Genomic DNA, 17,383 nt, shown 5'->3' with positions numbered 1-17,383 from the left:
TGTGAGTGATTTTGCAGAAAAACTGATCGCCTGGCAGCAGGCGCATGGCCGCCATGATTTGCCATGGCAGCAGACGCGTGACCCTTACGCTATTTGGGTCTCAGAAATCATGTTGCAGCAAACGCAGGTGTCGGCGGTCATTGCTTATTATGATCGCTTCATGCAGCGCTTTCCTACCATTGCCAGCCTAGCCGAAGCCGAACAAGATGAAGTCATGCGCTATTGGAGCGGGCTTGGCTACTATTCACGCGCGCGCAACCTGCATCAGGCCGCCCAAACAATTATGCGTGAGCATTGTGGTATTTTTCCAACAAATTTTGAGACCATTCAAACTTTAAAAGGCATAGGGCGCTCTACCGCCGCAGCGATCAGCGTGTTTGCATTTAACCAGCGGCAAACGATTCTTGATGGTAATGTGAAACGTGTATTGGCAAGGCTGTATGCTATTGAGGGTTGGCCAGGGTTACCAGAAGTAGAGAAGAAATTGTGGCAAATCGCCGAAAGTGTGTTGCCTAGCCAAGGCTTGCCCGCCTATGTGCAAGGGTTGATGGACTTTGGTGCGACCTTGTGTACGCGTAGCAAACCAAATTGTCATCGTTGCCCGATGCAGGCGAGTTGTCTGGCGTATCAGCAACAAATGGTCTATGTGCTGCCTGCCCCCAAGCCTCGTAAAGCCTTGCCAGAAAAACAGACCACGGTATTGATGATTTTAGATGCCGGGGAGATTTTGCTGGAGCGACGGCCGAACCATGGTATATGGGGCGGTTTGTGGAGTTTGCCTGAGTTGTCCCCCAGTGCGCTTGCCGTCCCCCATGTAAAAACTACCTTCGACATGGATGTGGAGCCACTGGAAACATTGCCCGTGCTCTGGCATACCTTTACACATTTCAAGCTTGAAATAACGCCACAGCCACTGCTATTGCAGGGGAAACGCCCGCCACCAGCGCCCAATCAGCAATGGCTCGCTTTGGCGGATGCTGTCGCCGCAGCCTTGCCAACGCCAATACGCACGCTGATCAAAGGACTTCAACAAGTACGTTTTTAAACGGTACGCCTGCAGCCTAGAGATTGGCTAGACGGAAAACATGGCTGGCCAATTCCCGCTGATTGTTTTTGAGATGTTGTAACAAGGCGTGCCCTCTGTCAGGCTTAACCAACGCTTTTTGGTAAATCAGCGGCAATTCAAAAATCGCGATTTCACGCTCTACGATATTCAATGTTTGATGCTTGGAGCTTTCAAGCACATCAAGCAGTTTTTCATACACGTCATCTTGCACACGCGTATAAGGAAACAAAATCCAGAAGTCTGTCCCTTCCCTGCCTACCAGGTCAGATCTTCTAAAAGAGTTTTGCAGATCATGGGTTAACGATGAGAGTTGACGCAAGGCCTCAGGCGCGCCGTAGGCCTCACCCAAACTATTGTCATCGCCATAAGCAATTTTAACCAGGGCAATATTGAAATCCTCAGAATGCCTGATCAGCACTTGGCATATCCAGTCCAAGGTCTCTACAAAGCGACTACATAACTGAATGTCCGAAATCATTCTCTCCCCCTGCGGATGCGCTTCACTTAAATAGAGGCGCACGTGTAAATTTAAATAAGCTGCAAATTGTTCCTATGCTAGCAGAAAGATATATTGATGTTGATGGGAAATCAGCTAAAAAACGGTAGCAATTCAAAAAAACATCCTAGTCCGGCAGGTGTTAGATTGTTGCAAATCTGCAACAACGTTAACTAGGACTAAGCAATTTGACGTATTCACTTGCGCCACCTAGGCCGCTTTTGCAAAAATTGCTCTGACCTTGCAGGAAATGCTTTAAGTGATTCCGCAGGAGTTATTACGAAGAGCTATTTATACAGCTCTTTTCTTGAAAGCAATATCCTTACACAAGTTGTGAAAACAACATTTTTGGAGATTCGTATGAATACAAAATTGAACGTTGCAGTTGCAGCAGCTCTGTTCGCTGCCGCTACTGGCGCACAAGCTGGCATCACTATCCCAGCTGGTGACTGGACTCTGGACATCGGTGGCGTTGTTAACGCTTACTACACAAATACTCGTGTATCTGGTGAGAAAACTGCTGGTTACGGTGCTTTTGCTGCTGGCCGTGGTTCACAAGATTCATTGAACGGTGGCGGTGATTTCAACCGTACCCAATCAAATATCACTACTGGTCTGTTACCAAACTACCTGAGCGTTTCTGGTAAAACACGTCAAAACGATCTGGACGTTGCTTTCACTATTAGCTTAAACCCAGGTGCTTCTACAACTTCTGCTGGTAAACAATCTTCCCAACAAGAAAACCGTCAAGCATTCTTGACATTCGGTGATGCTTCTTGGGGTTCTGTCAAGCTGGGTAAAGATCTGGGCATTTTCGCTTCAGACGCTATCTTGAACGATATGACATTGTTGGGCGTTGGCGGTGGTGCAGGCGGTTTGGCTGGCAACACAACAACTTTGGGCCGTATCGGCACAGGTTACACTTATGCTGACTGGAAATCTCAAGTTGCTTACACTTCACCAAACTGGAATGGTTTCCAATTCACAGCTGGTGTTACACAGGCATTTGATGCTGTCACTGTTAATGGCTTGAGTGGCGCTACTTCTAAAAACCGTGGTGGTAGCCAACCTGCTTTTGAAGGTAAAGCTTCTTACGAGTGGACTGGTGACGTAGCTGGTAAAGTTTGGGTATCTGCAATCAGCCAAAAAGTTGAAGAGCTGACAAGTGGTGGTGTAAATGTTGGTGGCGATCGCGTAAGCGCTTTTGACATCGGTACAACAGTCAAAGTGGCTGACTTCGGCTTGACAGGTTACTACTATGACGGTCGTGGTCTGGGTCAAACTGTTCAATTGAATGGTGGCTTTGATGCAACTGGTAAGCGTCGTGACTCTAAAGGTGGTTACGTACAAGGTACATACACTGTTCCAGGTGTTGGTACTAAATTGGGCGTAAGCTGGGGTCAGAGCAAACTGGAAGCTAATTCCGGTGACTCTCTGAACGGTGTTGCTGCACAAGCTGGCAAAGACCTGAAAGACTCCATGTGGACTGTTGGTGCTTACCATCCTCTGACCAAGCATTTGAACTTGGTTGCTGAATACAGCGATGTTAAATCTGAGCTGGGTTCACTGGAAGGCAAAGCTAAGACAGTTTCCTTCGGCGGCATCCTGTTCTTCTAATTTAATTGCAGTTTAACTGCTTAAATTTAAAGTCAGAAAAAACGGCAACTTCGGTTGCCGTTTTTTTATTGAGTATATTGTTTGAAAGTTTTGCGAAATGAAGCTTTATCCTGTGACTGTGATTGCTGATTTCTATGAAAATCCTGATGACATCAGAAAATATGCTCTGGCACAGAAATATACCTACTGTCATGAGTTAAAAGAGATTGACTATGTCTTCCCTGGTAGTCGTACCAAAGACTTGCGTGAGTTGAGTCAGTCGCTATACGAGAAGATTTGTAAAAAGTTAATCAGCGTATTTCATCTGCCTGAGCATGATGTAATGCGTTGGCAGATCAATACAAGCTTTCAAATTGTTGAGGGTGAATATGGTCACGGGCTGATCCATCAGGATCAAAATACCATATTTGCAGGTGTGCTTTATTTAACACCCGATGCTCCATTAGATTCAGGGACTTCATTATTCAGAAAGAATGCTAGTTATGATGAGGATCTCTACTGGAAGCTGATTAAAGAGAATGATGAGCGTTTTAAGCGTAAAGAGCCGATTGATTTCACTTATCACAATATGTTTGACGAAGTTGTTCGAGTCAATAACGTCTATAACTCATTGATTCTGTTTGAGGGGGATATCCATCATTGTGCTAATCAATTCTTTGGCAAAACAAAACAAGACTCGCGACTGGCACAGGTGTTTTTTATTACCAAGATTGATGCTAACAAAGAAAGCTCTTTCCCGCTTTTGCGAGTGAAGAATCAAGCTCTTTAATCATCAATCCCCAACTCTTGTATCTTGCGGGTAAGTGTATTTCTCCCCATGCCCAACTGATTGGCAGCTTCAATCCGGCGGCCATCGGTGTGGGCCAGGGCACGGGTGATCAGGATACGCTCAAACTCTTTGGTTTTGGCGTCAAGGATATTGGTTTCTCCGCGGTTGAGCGCGTCGGTGACTTCTTGTGCCAGCGCTTCTTGCCAGGAGCCTCCGCTACTGTGTTTGCCAGTATCTTCTTTAAGCTCTGGGGGTAAGTCATTGACATCCACGTTTTGACCTGGCGCCATCACGGTGAGCCAGTGGCAGACGTTTTCGAGCTGGCGAACGTTACCGCTCCAGTTGACCGACATCAGGTATTTGATGGCTGCCTGTGACAGTTGCTTGGGCTCAACCCCCAGTTGCTGAGCACTGTGGGCGAGAAAATGCTTGGTCAGTAAGGGGATATCTTCTCTACGTTCACGCAAGGGCGGCAAGCGCAGACGAATGACGTTCAGGCGGTGAAACAAGTCTTCACGGAACAGACCTTGTTTTACGCGCTCTTCAAGGTCCTGGTGAGTGGCGGCAATCACGCGTACATTGACTTTGATTGGTTGGTGTCCGCCTACGCGGTAAAACTGGCCGTCGGACAAGACACGCAATAATCTTGTTTGCAAGTCGGCAGGCATGTCTCCGATTTCATCCAGAAACAAAGTGCCGTTATCTGCTTGTTCAAAGCGGCCACGTCTGGCTGCAGCGGCCCCAGTAAAAGCGCCGCGTTCATGACCAAACAATTCAGATTCTAATAAGTCTTTGGGAATCGCTGCGGTATTAATGGCGATAAATGGCTTGTCAGCCCGTGGACTGTGTCTATGCAGGGCGCTCGCGACCAGTTCTTTACCGCTGCCGGATTCGCCGTTAATGAGCACGGTGGAGTGCGAGCGGCTCAGGCGGCCAATGGCACGGAAAACCTCTTGCATGGCGGGGGCCTGGCCGATGATTTCTGGCGAGGGGCCGGTGTCTTCTACGGCCTCGACAGATTGACGCATGCTTTCTTCAACGGCACGTTTGATGATTTCGATGGCCTGGTCTACATCAAACGGTTTGGCCAGATACTCAAACGCGCCACCCTGAAAGGCGGCGACAGCACTTTCGAGGTCTGAGTAGGCGGTCATGATAATGACGGGAATCTCGGGAAAGCGCTGCTTTACCTCGGATAAAAAGTCCAGGCCCGAGCCATTCGGCATGCGGATGTCACTGACAATGACTTGGGGTTGTTCACGATTTAAAGCGTTGAGGGCTTCTGCCGGGGATGAAAATGTTTTGAAATCAAAGTCCGTGCGGGCAAGTGCTTTTTCAAACACCCAGCGGATGGATTTGTCGTCGTCTAGGATCCAGATTGGCTTCATAGCTGTTTCTCGTGAATTATTGTACTGATGATTTTAATTGCGTACTTTCAATAGGTAGCAATATATGGAAGATGGTTTTACCCGGCTGTGAATCACAGTCGATCATGCCATGGTGTTGGGTGATAAAGGTTTGCGCCAGCGCAAGGCCCAAGCCTGTGCCGCCTTCGCGACCGGATACCAGCGGGTAGAAAATGCGTTCTTTGATGCCGGCAGGGATGCCTGGGCCGTTATCAATAATCTCTAAATGAATCCCGACACGGTAACGTTTTCTGGCTAGCGTAATTTGGCGCTCCGCACGCGTGCGGAAAGTAATACTCGCACCTTCGGTCTGATGCTGTTGCATCGCTTGTGCCGCATTACGCGCAATATTGAGCACGGCTTGTATCAGTTTCTCGCGATCGCCAATGAGCTCCGGCAAGCTGGTATCGTAGTCGCGGATCACGCGGATATGGTTAGGCGATTCTGCCAGTAACAGACTGCGTACGCGCTCCAGCACTTCATGAATGTTGGTGGGCTCATATTTTGGCACGCGGTGTGGTGCCAGCAGTCTGTCCATGAGGCTATGTAGTCTGTCAGCCTCTTTGATAATCACTTGGGTATATTCTTTTAGGCTGGGTTGTGGCAACTCAAACTCAAGCAATTGTGCCGCACCACGCAAGCCGCCTAGCGGGTTGCGGATTTCATGCGCCAGATTCCTGAGTAATTCAGAGTTGGCTTGCTGCTGTATCAACATGCGCTCTTCACGCGCAATACGCAATTGCTGATCCATTTGCACAAACTCCAGAATCAGCATGTCTTCCGGCGTTTGGTTGAACGCGGCTGAAATAGGGGTGGCTGTGCAGGTCACGGCCGTTGTATGGCCGCGTTGGGTGGTCAGTGCAAACTCATGCTCACGATATGGGCTCTGTGTTTCTATGGCGTTGGTCACGGCCATTTGCAAAATTTCGCAATTCACAAACACGTCATGGATATGCGCCCCTTGAATCTGGTTGGCACTAAATGCAAACAGAATCTCGGCGCTGGAGTTTGCGTAAGTAACTTCTAGTTGGTTATTAAGCAAAATGACTGCCGTGGCAATATGCTCTAAACCACTAAAGCCGTTGGGAGATTTCTGTACCATGTCCTGAGCTTGTTAAAAAGAGTGAATCACGCCCTGTTTTAAAGCAAAACCCAAGCCAATTCTTGTGCACAACGCAAAAATGATTGAGAAAACTCCCAAAATGGTGCATTTAAAGATTGAGCTCTTTATTTAACAGCTCGATATTACGCTCATGCGCCTGAATTTCGGCCTCAATGACGCGCAGCTTCTCCTCATATTTGGCGACGTTTCTAAACGTTTTGCCATTCGCGCCTCTGTAGACTTCTGGCGTGTTCTGGGCTTCTTCATATAACAGGCGAGCATTCTCAAGTGCTTGTTTTTCTTGAGAAAGCTCGTTCATTAATAGCTCTCGCCGCTTTTGGTCGCGTTGATTTTGTGTCTGATTATCGACTTTGGGAAAATCGGCCGGAGAGGGTGTTCTGACATTGGCTTTTTTCTCCCTGGCAGGGGGTGGAGGCTCTGCGGTTCTGGGCCCACTAATAATGAGCTCTGCCTTGCTTTTGCCTTCGGGTTTGATATTGGTATAGGTGGTGACGCCGTTACTGTCGGTATATTTGTAAATATCTGCCCAGCTTTGGTTGCACATGAGCGCGAAGGTGCAAATGTAAAAAAGTCTTTTCATGGCAATAGTTTAGAGTAGATCGTTGAGGGTATCAACGTCTGCTCGCCTAAAAACGTTGACGGAACAGCGCGCACATAAAAAAACAGGGCAGCCTGGGCTGCCCTGTTTTAGTGCGTGCTCTTGTGATTAGCAAGAGTAGTACAGACCAAATTCCACTGGGTGTGGTGTTTGGCGCAGTTTAGTGACTTCTTCCATTTTCAATGCAATGTATGCATCAATCCAGTCGTCTGAGAAAACGCCGCCGCGTGTTAAGAACTCGCGGTCTTTATCCAGATACTCCAATGCTTGTTCCAGAGATGAACATACCGTTGGGATCAATGCATCTTCTTCTGGTGGCAGATGGTACAAGTCTTTAGTCGCTGGTTCACCTGGGTGAATCTTGTTCTGAACGCCATCCAGACCAGCCATCAACAGGGCTGAGAAAGCCAAGTATGGGTTAGCAATCGGGTCTGGGAAGCGCGCTTCAACACGGCGTGCTTTGTCTGAATGCACAAATGGAATACGAATCGCAGCAGAACGGTTTTTAGCAGAGTAAGCCAATTTCACTGGTGCTTCGTAGTGTGGAACCAAGCGCTTGTAGGAGTTAGTACCTGGGTTGGTAATCGCGTTCAAAGCACGTGCATGCTTGATGATGCCGCCGATGTAGTACAGAGCGAAATCGCTCAGGCCAGCATAACCATTGCCTGCAAACAGGTTTTTACCATCTTTCCAAACGGATTGGTGAACGTGCATACCAGAGCCGTTATCGCCAAACATTGGTTTTGGCATAAATGTGGCTGTTTTACCATAAGCATGGGCTGTGTTAGTCACTACGTATTTCAGGATTTGTGTCCAGTCAGCACGTTGTACCAAGGTCGCAAACTTAGTACCGATTTCACATTGACCGGCTGTTGCCACTTCGTGGTGGTGCACTTCAACAGGCACGCCCAGTTCTTCTAAGGTCATGACCATGGCAGAGCGGATGTCGTGCAATGAATCGACAGGAGGCACTGGGAAGTAGCCGCCTTTAACGCCTGGACGGTGACCAGTGTTGCCACCCTCGAATTTTTCACCTGAGGACCAAGCGGCCTCTTCGGAGTTGATTTTCACAAAGCTACCACCCATGGTGGCATCCCATTGTACGCTGTCAAAAATGAAGAACTCTGGCTCTGGACCAAAATAAGCAGTGTCACCCAGGCCGCTGGATTTCAGATAAGCCTCTGCGCGCTTAGCCAGGCTACGTGGGTCACGGTCATAGCCTTTGCCATCGGTAGGGTCTACCACGTCACAGGTCAGAACCAGGGTTGGTTCGTCAAAAAATGGATCGATGAATGCGGTGCTTGCATCAGGCATCAATTGCATGTCAGAGGCTTGAATGCCTTTCCAGCCAGCAATGGAAGAACCATCAAAGGCGTGACCTTCGGTAAATTTATCTTCGTCGAAGGCAGACACTGGCACGGTCACGTGCTGCTCTTTACCTCTGGTGTCGGTAAAACGGAAATCAACAAATTTGATGTCGTTTTCCGCAACCAGTTTCATTACGTTTGCAACGGACATTACATTCTCCTCAGTGATCAAGATCTAAAATGATTCAACTTGCGCACGCAAAAAAGGGACATGTTGCGGATGTCCCGGAACGTGAGCAAATATAAAAACACAAACTAGCAAAACAAATAGATATGTGGAATTTTTGGTTTACGAATTCCATTGAATCTTAGGATGTAATAGTAGCAGGAAGCATGCCACCCAAAAACAGGCATTTTGCATGGATATGAGATATCTGACATAAAAAAGCAAAATCAATACGCACCAAAAAGGTGCTCAACAACAAATTGAGCACAAAAATGGTGCTCCATGCGCTTGCGTGACTTTCACAGGTATACTCGCGGTTTGACTAGCTTATTAAAAGAACGAAGGTGTCCTTTGGAAAGTGTTGAAAAAATCTTGCAACAAGCCGCTCAGCGCGCGCAACAGAATGGCTTGCCGTACGCAGGTGCCGTCACGCCGCAGGAGGCGTATGCCCTGGTCAGTCAGGATCAGAACGTGGTGCTGGTGGATGTGCGCTCACGTGCCGAGTTGGAGTTGGTTGGGCGCGTGCCGATGGCGGCCCATCTGGAATGGGCGTTTTATCCAGGCATGATTGCCAATCCTGAGTTTGCCGATCAGCTACAGGCGCTGGTTGATCCTGCGCGCACCGTTGTATTTATGTGCCGCACGGGTGGCCGCAGCCATAATGCCGCATTACTGGCACAAAAACTTGGATATGCCAATGCCTATAACATGCTTGAAGGCTTTGAAGGCGAAGCGAATGAAGCCAAGCAAAGAACCCTGATCAATGGCTGGAAACATGCAGGCTTGCCCTGGTCCAACTAGGTGATCTTGCTATGTCGGTTGAAAAATACGCAGTCATTGGCCACCCGATAGCACATAGCAAATCGCCGTTGATTCACCAGGCATTTGCGCTGCAATTTGGCAAGACGATTGTTTACGAAAAGGTGTTGGCACCTCTGGATGGCTTTGCGTCCACGGTGCAGCAATTGCAGCAGCAAGGGTATGTGGGTGCAAATGTCACGGTACCATTCAAATTTGAAGCCTATGACTTAAGCCAGACTTTATCTGAACGCGCGCAGGCGGCTGGGGCAGTGAACACCCTCAGTTTTGGCCAAACGCAAATTCAGGGCGACAATACCGATGGCTGTGGGCTGGTCAATGACATTCTCAAACATCACCAGACGGCCCTGGCCGCAAAAAAAATCTTGTTGCTGGGCGCAGGCGGCGCTGCGCAAGGCGTGATGCTGCCGTTGATTGCACAAGGCCCGGCGCAATTGACCATTGCTAACCGCACACAGGACAAGGCGCAAGCCATGCTGGATAAGTTTGCGGACGCGGGGGGGCAATGTGGCGTCTTGCTGGCCGTGACCACGTTTGCAGCACTCACCGAGACCTATGATGTGGTCATTAATGCCACTTCTGCGGGATTGTCTGAGACACCGTTACAGCTTCCATCGCATGTCTTTGGCACGCATACCCTGGCTTACGACATGATGTACGGCCGGGAGACGCCGTTTATGCAGCAGGCGCGTACCGCAGGCGCACAGGTGGCAGATGGCTTGGGTATGCTCATCGAGCAGGCGGCGGAAGCGTTTTTTATCTGGCATGGCTTGCGTCCTGACACGGCCCCAGTGATTCAGACATTCCGCTAATCTTCTTTCAGTCATGAAACAAAGCATCAAGCTGTTTTTTGCCCTGTTTTTACTCTGGGCCTTGTTATATCAGGTCTGGATACTCGGCCATATTTTGTGGTGGGTAGATCACAATCCGGACGCCACTGCCTTCATGCAGGCGCGGCTGGAAGTGATGCAAGAAAGCCATCCCGAAGCCACCATACAGCAGCAGTGGGTGCCTTACGCCAAGATTAGCAACCATTTAAAACGCGCAGTGATTGCGGCGGAAGATAGCAAATTCGTTGACCATGAAGGCTTTGACTGGGTCGGGATCGAAACCGCTTTTGAGAAAAACCTCAAGAAGGGCAAAATCGTCGCTGGCGGCTCCACCATTAGCCAGCAACTGGCCAAGAATTTGTTTTTATCCGGGCATCGCACGCCCTGGCGCAAAGCACAAGAAGCGGTGATTACCTTTATGCTGGAAAAGCTCATGACCAAGCGCCGGATTCTGGAAGTCTACCTGAACGTGATTGAGTGGGGCGAGGGCGTGTTCGGTGCTCAAGCGGCGGCCAAGCATTACTTTCACGCTTCGGCTGCCAGTCTGGCACCCGCCCAAGCGGCGCGTTTAGCGGCCATGATTCCTAACCCGCGTTTTTATGATCTGCACCGCAGTACCCGCTATTTAAATCGTCACACCGCCACCATTCAGGCGCGTATGCGATTGGTCAAAATACCCTGATTTTACGGGCCTGATTTAGGCATGAACGTGAAACACTTCTGCATACAATGTTTGCTATCAATGGATTTGGTAAATCATTTCCATCGGCGGTGTATGCATATGCATCGTCAGGCAGGTTGCATGTTGACCTTAGCCTTTGACAGCGAGATGTTTTACAAGGGTGTGAGGTAACGGCCAGGTAACTGGCCGTATTTTTTGCTGCGCACACAAGCGCAGAGCGGAAACCCTGCGGCGCAATCCGGAATCTACACTCCGGATTGAGTTTCATCTCTCAAGAAAAATGCTGACTGGGTAAACCTATGCGTTCGCCTTTTGATTGAGCTGTTTTAACAGCGGAATCAGATAGCGACCCGTGTAGCTGGCGCTGTTTTCTGCCAGCGTTTCCGGCGTACCGACACCAACTACGACGCCACCGCCATCGCCGCCTTCAGGGCCCATGTCGATCAGCCAGTCGGCGGTTTTAATCACGTCCAGATTGTGTTCGATGATGACCAGGGTATTGCCCGCGTCACGCAAACGGTGAATCACGTCCAGCAGCAACTGGATATCCGCAAAGTGCAAACCGGTGGTCGGTTCATCGAGGATATACAGTGTGCGGCCGGTGTCGCGTTTGCTGAGTTCCAGTGCCAGCTTCACCCGTTGTGCTTCACCGCCAGACAGCGTGGTGGCTGATTGCCCCAGCGTGATATAGCCCAGGCCCACGTCCAGCAAGGTTTTCAGTTTGCGTTCAATCACCGGCTGAGCATTAAAGAACTGGTGCGCTTGTTCAACCGTCATGGCCAGTACTTCGTGGATGTTTTTGCCCTTGAACTGGATTTCCAGCGTTTCGCGGTTATAGCGCTGGCCTTTGCAGACGTCGCAAGGCACATACACATCTGGCAAAAAGTGCATTTCCACGCGGATCACGCCATCGCCCTGGCAGGCTTCGCAACGGCCGCCCTTGACGTTAAATGAGTAGCGGCCTGGACCATAGCCGCGCGCGCGGCTTTCCGGCACGCTGGCAAACAAGTCACGGATCGGCGTAAACAAGCCGGTATACGTCGCCGGGTTAGAGCGCGGTGTGCGGCCAATCGGGCTTTGGTCAACATCGACCACCTTGTCAAAAAACTCCAGGCCTTCAATGCTCTGGTGCGCTGCAGGTTCGGTGCTGCTGCCATACAAGTGCGCGGCGACCACGCGGTAAAGCGTGTCGTTGATCAGCGTCGATTTGCCGCTGCCGGAAACGCCAGTGACGCAAGTCAGCAGGCCGACCGGAATCTCAATGCTGACGTCTTTGAGGTTGTTCCCGCTGGCGCCATTAAGTTTGATCATGCGCTTGGGGTCTGGCTGTGTGCGTGGCAACTTGAAGGTAATCTGTTTTTTGCCGCTGATGTATTGCCCGGTCAATGAGTTGGGGTCGGCTTCAATCTGGGCCGGGGTGCCAAACGACACAATATTGCCGCCATGCTCGCCCGCGCCTGGGCCAATGTCGACAATAAAATCTGCCAGTTGGATGGCATCCTGGTCATGTTCGACCACAATTACACTGTTTCCAATGTCGCGCAGGCGCTTGAGTGTTTCCAGCAGGCGGTCATTGTCGCGCTGGTGCAGGCCGATGGAAGGCTCATCCAGCACATACATGACGCCAGTCAGACCGCTGCCGATTTGCGAGGCCAGGCGGATACGCTGCGCTTCGCCGCCAGACAGGGTTTCTGCCGAGCGCGACAGCGACAAGTAGTCCAGACCGACATTGGTTAAAAACTTGAGGCGGCTTTCGATCTCCTTGACGATCTTGTCGGCAATCGCCAGCTTTTGCCCGCTCAGTTGCAGTGTTTCAAAGAAATTGAGCGCCTGTTTGAGCGGCACTTCGCAGATCTGGTGAATGTTTCTGTCGCCGACCTTGACGTGGCGTGCCTCTTTGCGCAAACGCGTGCCGCCACAATCCGGGCAGGCAGTCGCATTGATATATTTTGCCAGCTCATCGCGCACCGCAGTCGAGTCACTCTCTCGATAACGGCGTTGCAGGTTATTGATAATGCCTTCAAAGGTATGCGACTTGCTAAAGAAGGTGCCTCGCTCATTGAGGTATTTAAAGGCTATTTGCTCGCGGCCAGAACCATACAGCAGAATTTGCTGGGTCTCTTCCGGTAGCGTCTCAAACGGTGCTTCCAGGTCAAAGTCATAATGCTGGCTCAGGCTGGCCAGCATCTGAAAGTAAAACTGGTTACGCTTGTCCCAGCCTTTAATCGCGCCACTGGCCAGCGATAAATGCGGGAAAGCCACCACGCGCTTGGGATCAAAAAACGTGACCTGACCCAGGCCATCGCATTTTGGGCAAGCGCCCATCGGGTTGTTAAAGCTGAATAAACGCGGCTCGAGTTCGGCCAGTGAGTAGTCACACACCGGGCAAGAGAACTTGGCGGAGAACAGGTGTTCTTTTTCGCTATCCATCTCCAGCGCGACCGCTTTGCCATCTGCCAGCCGCAGTGCGGTTTCAAAGGATTCAGCAATCCGTTGCTTCATGTCTTCGCGCACTTTAAGGCGGTCGACGACCACGTCTACACTGTGCTTGGTGGTTTTCGCCAGTTGCGGCAGGCTATCCATTTCGTAGATCTTGCCATCAATGCGCAAGCGCACAAAACCTTGGGCCTTGAGCGTATCAAACAGATCAAGCTGCTCGCCTTTACGGTTAGAGACTACCGGCGCCAAAATCATCAGCTTGGTGTCTTCCGGCAACTTGAGCACACTGTCCACCATCTGGCTCACGGTTTGCGCCTCAAGCTTGATGCCATGCTCTGGGCACTCCGGGTCTCCGGCACGTGCATACAGCAAACGCAGATAGTCGTGGATTTCAGTGACGGTGCCGACCGTGGAACGCGGGTTGTGTGAGGTCGATTTTTGCTCGATGGAGATGGCCGGTGACAAGCCTTCAATCAGGTCCACATCCGGTTTGTCCATGCGCGCCAAAAACTGGCGGGCATACGCAGATAAACTTTCGACGTAGCGGCGCTGTCCTTCTGCATACAAGGTATCAAAAGCAAGCGAAGACTTTCCTGAGCCTGACAGGCCGGTGACCACAACCAGTTGGTTGCGCGGAATATCCAGATTGATGTTCTTGAGGTTATGGGTGCGCGCCCCGCGAATTTTGATAAATTCCATGATACTTTCACGAACAGACAGCCAACCTGATAATATACGCAATTATTTGAAATTAAGCCAAGTTTTCTTAAAGGATTCATGCAGTTCTCCGAAAAAATGACCCAGCTGGAAACCCGTGCCACTGCGGCATTGGCCTCCATCTACGGGCTACGTATGTTGGGCATGTTTTTAATTCTGCCTATTTTTGCCATTTATGCCGAAACCCTGCGCGGCGGCAATAACCATACCCTGATTGGCCTCGCCCTGGGCGCCTATGGCTTCATGCAAGTCATTTTCCAGTTGCCGTTTGGCATGGCGTCTGACCGCTTCGGCCGTAAAAAGCTGATTTATCTGGGCTTGATCATGTTTGCGCTGGGCAGTGTCTGCGCCGCAATGGCTCAAGATATTTACATGGTGATTGTCGGGCGGGCGATTCAGGGTGCGGGTGCCATTTCTGCCGTGGTCACTGCGCTGGTGGCCGATTCCACCCGCGAAGAGCACCGTACCCAGGCCATGGCCATGATAGGCGCCACGATAGGCGTGACCTTTGCCGTGTCACTGGTCGCGGGGCCCATCCTCAACCAATGGATAGGCGTGCCAGGCATTTTCTGGCTCACCGCCGTGCTGGCCATTCTCGCCATCGGCGTGGTTAAGTTTGCCGTGCCAGAGCCCTTGCATGCGCACTTTCACTCCGATGCCCAGGCGGTGCCCGCCAAAATCGGCGAGGTATTACGCGATAAGCAATTGCTGCGCTTGAACTTTGGCACGTTTTGCTTACATGGGGCGCAAATGGCCATGTTTATGGTGGTGCCGTTTGCCATCAAGCACAGCACCGGCATGAACGAAAATACCCACTGGAAAATTTATTTACCAGTGCTGCTGATTTCATTCGTCTTAATGGTGCCCGCCATCATTTATGCCGAGAAAAAAGCCAAGCTTAAACCAGTGTTTATCAGCGCCGTCGGCCTCATGCTGTTCACGCAAATCGCCTTCATGTTCAGCCTCAACAGCCTGTGGGGCATTGTCGCCACCCTGTTTTCCTATTTTGTGGCGTTTAATATCCTTGAGGCCTCGCTGCCGTCACTCATCTCAAAAATGGCGCCGGTTGCCGCAAAAGGCACCGCCATGGGCGTACACAACACCGCGCAGTCCTTTGGCATGTTTTTAGGTGCAGCCCTCGGTGGCTGGCTCTCGCACACCTATGGCAGCAGCACGGTGTTTGTCTTCTGCGCTGTGCTCATGCTGATCTGGTTTGGCCTGGCGCTCGGCATGCAGGCACCGCCCAGCGTCAAAACCAAAATGTTCCATTTGCAAGCAGGGTATAATGACGCGCAGGCCGCCAAACTGGTGCAAGATATCCGCGCGATGGAAGGCGTCTATGAAGTCGTCGCCATTCCCTCAGAAACCATGCTCATGGTAAAGTTGGAAAATCAGCGCAGCAAAGCATTTCAGGCGGCATTGTCGCAAGCAATCATGAATCGAATAGGGGAGTCGTAACACCATGGCATCAGTCAACAAAGTGATTTTGATGGGCAATCTCGGGCGTGACCCTGAAGTGCGCTACATGCCAAACGGTGAGGCAGTGGCTAACTTCAGTATCGCCACCACCGAAAACTGGAAAGACAAATCCGGCGTACGCCAGGAAAAAACCGAATGGCACAACATCGTCATGTACCGCCGTTTGGCCGAAATCGCCGGCGAATACCTGAAAAAAGGCCGCCCGGTGTATATTGAGGGCCGTCTGCAAACCCGTAAATGGGAAAAAGATGGCGTCACCCGCTACAGCACCGAAATCGTCGCCGACCAGATGCAAATGCTAGGCACTGGCCGTGAAGGCGGCAGCGCCTCCTATGACGGCGGTGAGATGGATCAAGGCGGCGGCATGGACGACTACAACCAGGCCCCACCGCGCCAGCAGCAACCTGCTATGGGCAGCGGTAACGCCGCTGGCGGCGCAAACCGCAATGCCTTCCAGCCTGCTAGCAAACCAGCTGGCAATTTTGACGATTTTGATGACGATATTCCATTCTAGAGTCGACTAAAAGCTATTATGAAATAACTATTTGGAGCCGAGTGATTCGGCTCCGTTTTTTTGTTTACATGGCTCTGAGATTGCCATAGGCCTTGACCAAATGCCTGGAAGTTATGTTAATTCTTTGGTGTCGATCAAGTAGCGTTGAGGCGGTACGCCAAAACGTTTCTTAAATGCTCTGCTGAAGTGGGAGAAGTCAGAAAACCCCGATTCTAGTGCAATTTCGGATATCGAATTTGCACAGTTATTAGCTATTAGATCTCTACTCGCAATTAGTCTTTCATTCCATAATTCTGAAATGGGTGATTTATCATACCGGGCAAATGCTCTTGTGATTGTTCTTGAAGAAACGTGATGCGCCGATGCGATTTTCTCAAGACTCAGTTCCGGATCCCTTAAATTTCGCTTAATGTAAGTTAATACTTTAGAGTAAATATCTTTTTCTTTACTTTCGATCGTAAGATTCTGAAGCTCCAAACTAATCGTCAACAGATCTAAAATCGTTTGGGTGAGTCTGTGTGAAATATTGTCACCTTGAATGAGGATTGAATCATCATCAATTTGTGAGATCAGTGCTTTCAGCGGTAATATACCAGGCCGTGCTTGATCAAGAATAATTGCTGTTTGATCTTCAAGGTTTTTAACCTTGGTTGATAAATAATGTCTTGGAATTCTGACCAGCTTATTCTTTCCGCTCAGGCTAAATTTGAAGGTCTGAGCTGCATCGTATAAGAATAGATCCCCAGGCTTGATATTAGCTCTGCGATCCCCTTGCTCTAGGTGGCTGTTCCCCTCTAGACAATACCCCAACCAGAAGTCATCATCTGGACCCGTTCTGAGGTGTTTTGCGGTTCTTTCCCAATAGTGATCAGGGGCTTTAACTGAACAAATGTCGATCAGACCGATTTCTTTTACTTTTAAGCTTCCATCAAAACTTGTATCAGATAATGGATTGCTAGCAGCGGGAATGCAGTGTTTACAAACCACTTCTTTCCAATATTCAAATCGCTCTGGCGCAGAAACATGCGCTGTGGAGTAAGTATAAATCATCCCTTTTGCCTGTTGTAATCGAAACTATTAGGTTATTAGCAATTGCTGTGCCAGTTAAGTTATAGTTTTAGAAAATTGTAGAGCAAATTTGGTATGTTCTAAGTGTTTGATTTTTTTGTTAAATAATGGGGTTTAATCTGCGAAAACTCCTTTGGGTTATTAAAATTAAGGTACTAAGAGTGCTCAACTTTTGGGAGTCACGCGTCTGGTGAGAGTTTTGCACCATTTTGTAAAAAATCGCACAT

At 49.8% G+C, this 17,383-nt stretch carries 15 protein-coding genes; 8 read left to right on the top strand and 7 right to left on the bottom strand.

Features of this window, described 5'->3' with window-relative positions; genetic code table 11:
• Window position 1: 1 nt before the first annotated feature.
• Entirely contained in the window at window positions 2-1,045 is a 1,044-nt protein-coding gene (gene mutY / locus GOC95_RS11835; RefSeq protein WP_275357315.1) for an A/G-specific adenine glycosylase, read from the top strand.
• A gap of 16 nt (window positions 1,046-1,061) precedes the next feature.
• On the opposite strand, the gene GOC95_RS11830 is transcribed toward mutY, so the two are convergent.
• Window positions 1,062-1,544 carry a hypothetical protein gene (locus GOC95_RS11830; protein WP_194749578.1) on the bottom strand — a complete coding sequence of 161 codons (483 nt, stop codon included), beginning with the start codon at window positions 1,542-1,544 and terminating at the stop codon, window positions 1,062-1,064.
• Window positions 1,545-1,922: 378 nt separating this feature from the next.
• Here GOC95_RS11830 and GOC95_RS11825 point away from each other — a divergent pair, with 378 nt between their 5' ends.
• The gene (locus GOC95_RS11825) at window positions 1,923-3,179 is read left to right on the top strand and encodes a porin (protein ID WP_275357313.1); all 1,257 of its coding nucleotides are present in this window, start codon (window positions 1,923-1,925) and stop codon (window positions 3,177-3,179) included.
• 97 nt (window positions 3,180-3,276) lie between these two features.
• Window positions 3,277-3,948: a DUF6445 family protein gene (locus GOC95_RS11820; RefSeq protein ID WP_275357311.1), complete on the top strand. Its 672-nt coding sequence runs from the start codon at window positions 3,277-3,279 to the stop codon at window positions 3,946-3,948.
• Here the strand turns inward: GOC95_RS11820 and ntrC are convergent.
• The 4 genes from ntrC to glnA all read right to left on the bottom strand — a co-directional run bounded on the left by ntrC (window position 3,945) and on the right by glnA (window position 8,593).
• The gene (gene ntrC, locus GOC95_RS11815) at window positions 3,945-5,336 is read right to left on the bottom strand and encodes a nitrogen regulation protein NR(I) (protein WP_194749576.1); all 1,392 of its coding nucleotides are present in this window, start codon (window positions 5,334-5,336) and stop codon (window positions 3,945-3,947) included. The two genes, GOC95_RS11820 and ntrC, sit on opposite strands and share 4 nt — an antisense overlap.
• A 16-nt stretch (window positions 5,337-5,352) precedes the next feature.
• Entirely contained in the window at window positions 5,353-6,456 is a 1,104-nt protein-coding gene (glnL, locus tag GOC95_RS11810) for a nitrogen regulation protein NR(II) (RefSeq protein WP_194749575.1), read from the bottom strand.
• A 109-nt stretch (window positions 6,457-6,565) separates the two neighbouring features.
• Window positions 6,566-7,057, bottom strand: a complete 492-nt coding sequence (locus GOC95_RS11805; protein ID WP_275357303.1) for a DUF4124 domain-containing protein — start codon at window positions 7,055-7,057, stop codon at window positions 6,566-6,568.
• A gap of 126 nt (window positions 7,058-7,183) precedes the next feature.
• On the bottom strand, window positions 7,184-8,593 hold the full coding sequence (gene glnA, locus GOC95_RS11800; protein ID WP_194749573.1) for a type I glutamate--ammonia ligase: 1,410 nt from the start codon (window positions 8,591-8,593) through the stop codon (window positions 7,184-7,186).
• Window positions 8,594-8,959: 366 nt separating this feature from the next.
• On the opposite strand from glnA, the gene GOC95_RS11795 reads away from it, so the two are divergent.
• The 3 genes from GOC95_RS11795 to mtgA are packed head-to-tail and all read left to right on the top strand — an operon-like array spanning window position 8,960 to window position 10,939.
• On the top strand, window positions 8,960-9,409 hold the full coding sequence (locus GOC95_RS11795; RefSeq protein WP_275357300.1) for a rhodanese-like domain-containing protein: 450 nt from the start codon (window positions 8,960-8,962) through the stop codon (window positions 9,407-9,409).
• Window positions 9,410-9,420: 11 nt separating this feature from the next.
• Complete coding sequence (gene aroE, locus GOC95_RS11790) at window positions 9,421-10,239, top strand: shikimate dehydrogenase (protein WP_275357299.1); 819 nt, start codon at window positions 9,421-9,423, stop codon at window positions 10,237-10,239.
• A gap of 13 nt (window positions 10,240-10,252) precedes the next feature.
• Complete coding sequence (gene mtgA / locus GOC95_RS11785) at window positions 10,253-10,939, top strand: monofunctional biosynthetic peptidoglycan transglycosylase (protein WP_275357297.1); 687 nt, start codon at window positions 10,253-10,255, stop codon at window positions 10,937-10,939.
• A gap of 297 nt (window positions 10,940-11,236) precedes the next feature.
• On the opposite strand, the gene uvrA is transcribed toward mtgA, so the two are convergent.
• Complete coding sequence (gene uvrA / locus GOC95_RS11780) at window positions 11,237-14,077, bottom strand: excinuclease ABC subunit UvrA (protein ID WP_275357295.1); 2,841 nt, start codon at window positions 14,075-14,077, stop codon at window positions 11,237-11,239.
• Between the two features lie 78 nt (window positions 14,078-14,155).
• Here uvrA and GOC95_RS11775 point away from each other — a divergent pair, with 78 nt between their 5' ends.
• Window positions 14,156-15,553 carry an MFS transporter gene (locus GOC95_RS11775; protein WP_275357293.1) on the top strand — a complete coding sequence of 466 codons (1,398 nt, stop codon included), beginning with the start codon at window positions 14,156-14,158 and terminating at the stop codon, window positions 15,551-15,553.
• 4 nt (window positions 15,554-15,557) lie between these two features.
• A complete protein-coding gene (gene ssb, locus GOC95_RS11770; RefSeq protein WP_275357292.1) occupies window positions 15,558-16,088 on the top strand; it encodes a single-stranded DNA-binding protein in 531 nt (176 codons plus the stop codon).
• 111 nt (window positions 16,089-16,199) lie between these two features.
• Here ssb and GOC95_RS11765 read toward each other — a convergent pair whose 3' ends face one another.
• On the bottom strand, window positions 16,200-17,138 hold the full coding sequence (locus GOC95_RS11765; RefSeq protein WP_275357290.1) for a helix-turn-helix domain-containing protein: 939 nt from the start codon (window positions 17,136-17,138) through the stop codon (window positions 16,200-16,202).
• Between the last annotated feature and the right edge of the window lie 245 nt (window positions 17,139-17,383).

It is taken from the genome of Methylophilus sp. YYY-1 (genome assembly GCF_029132825.1).
GTDB lineage: Bacteria > Pseudomonadota > Gammaproteobacteria > Burkholderiales > Methylophilaceae > Methylophilus > Methylophilus glucosoxydans.
The sequence above is the reverse complement of the archived record's forward strand: the minus strand, read 5'-3'. Positions and strand labels throughout refer to the sequence as shown.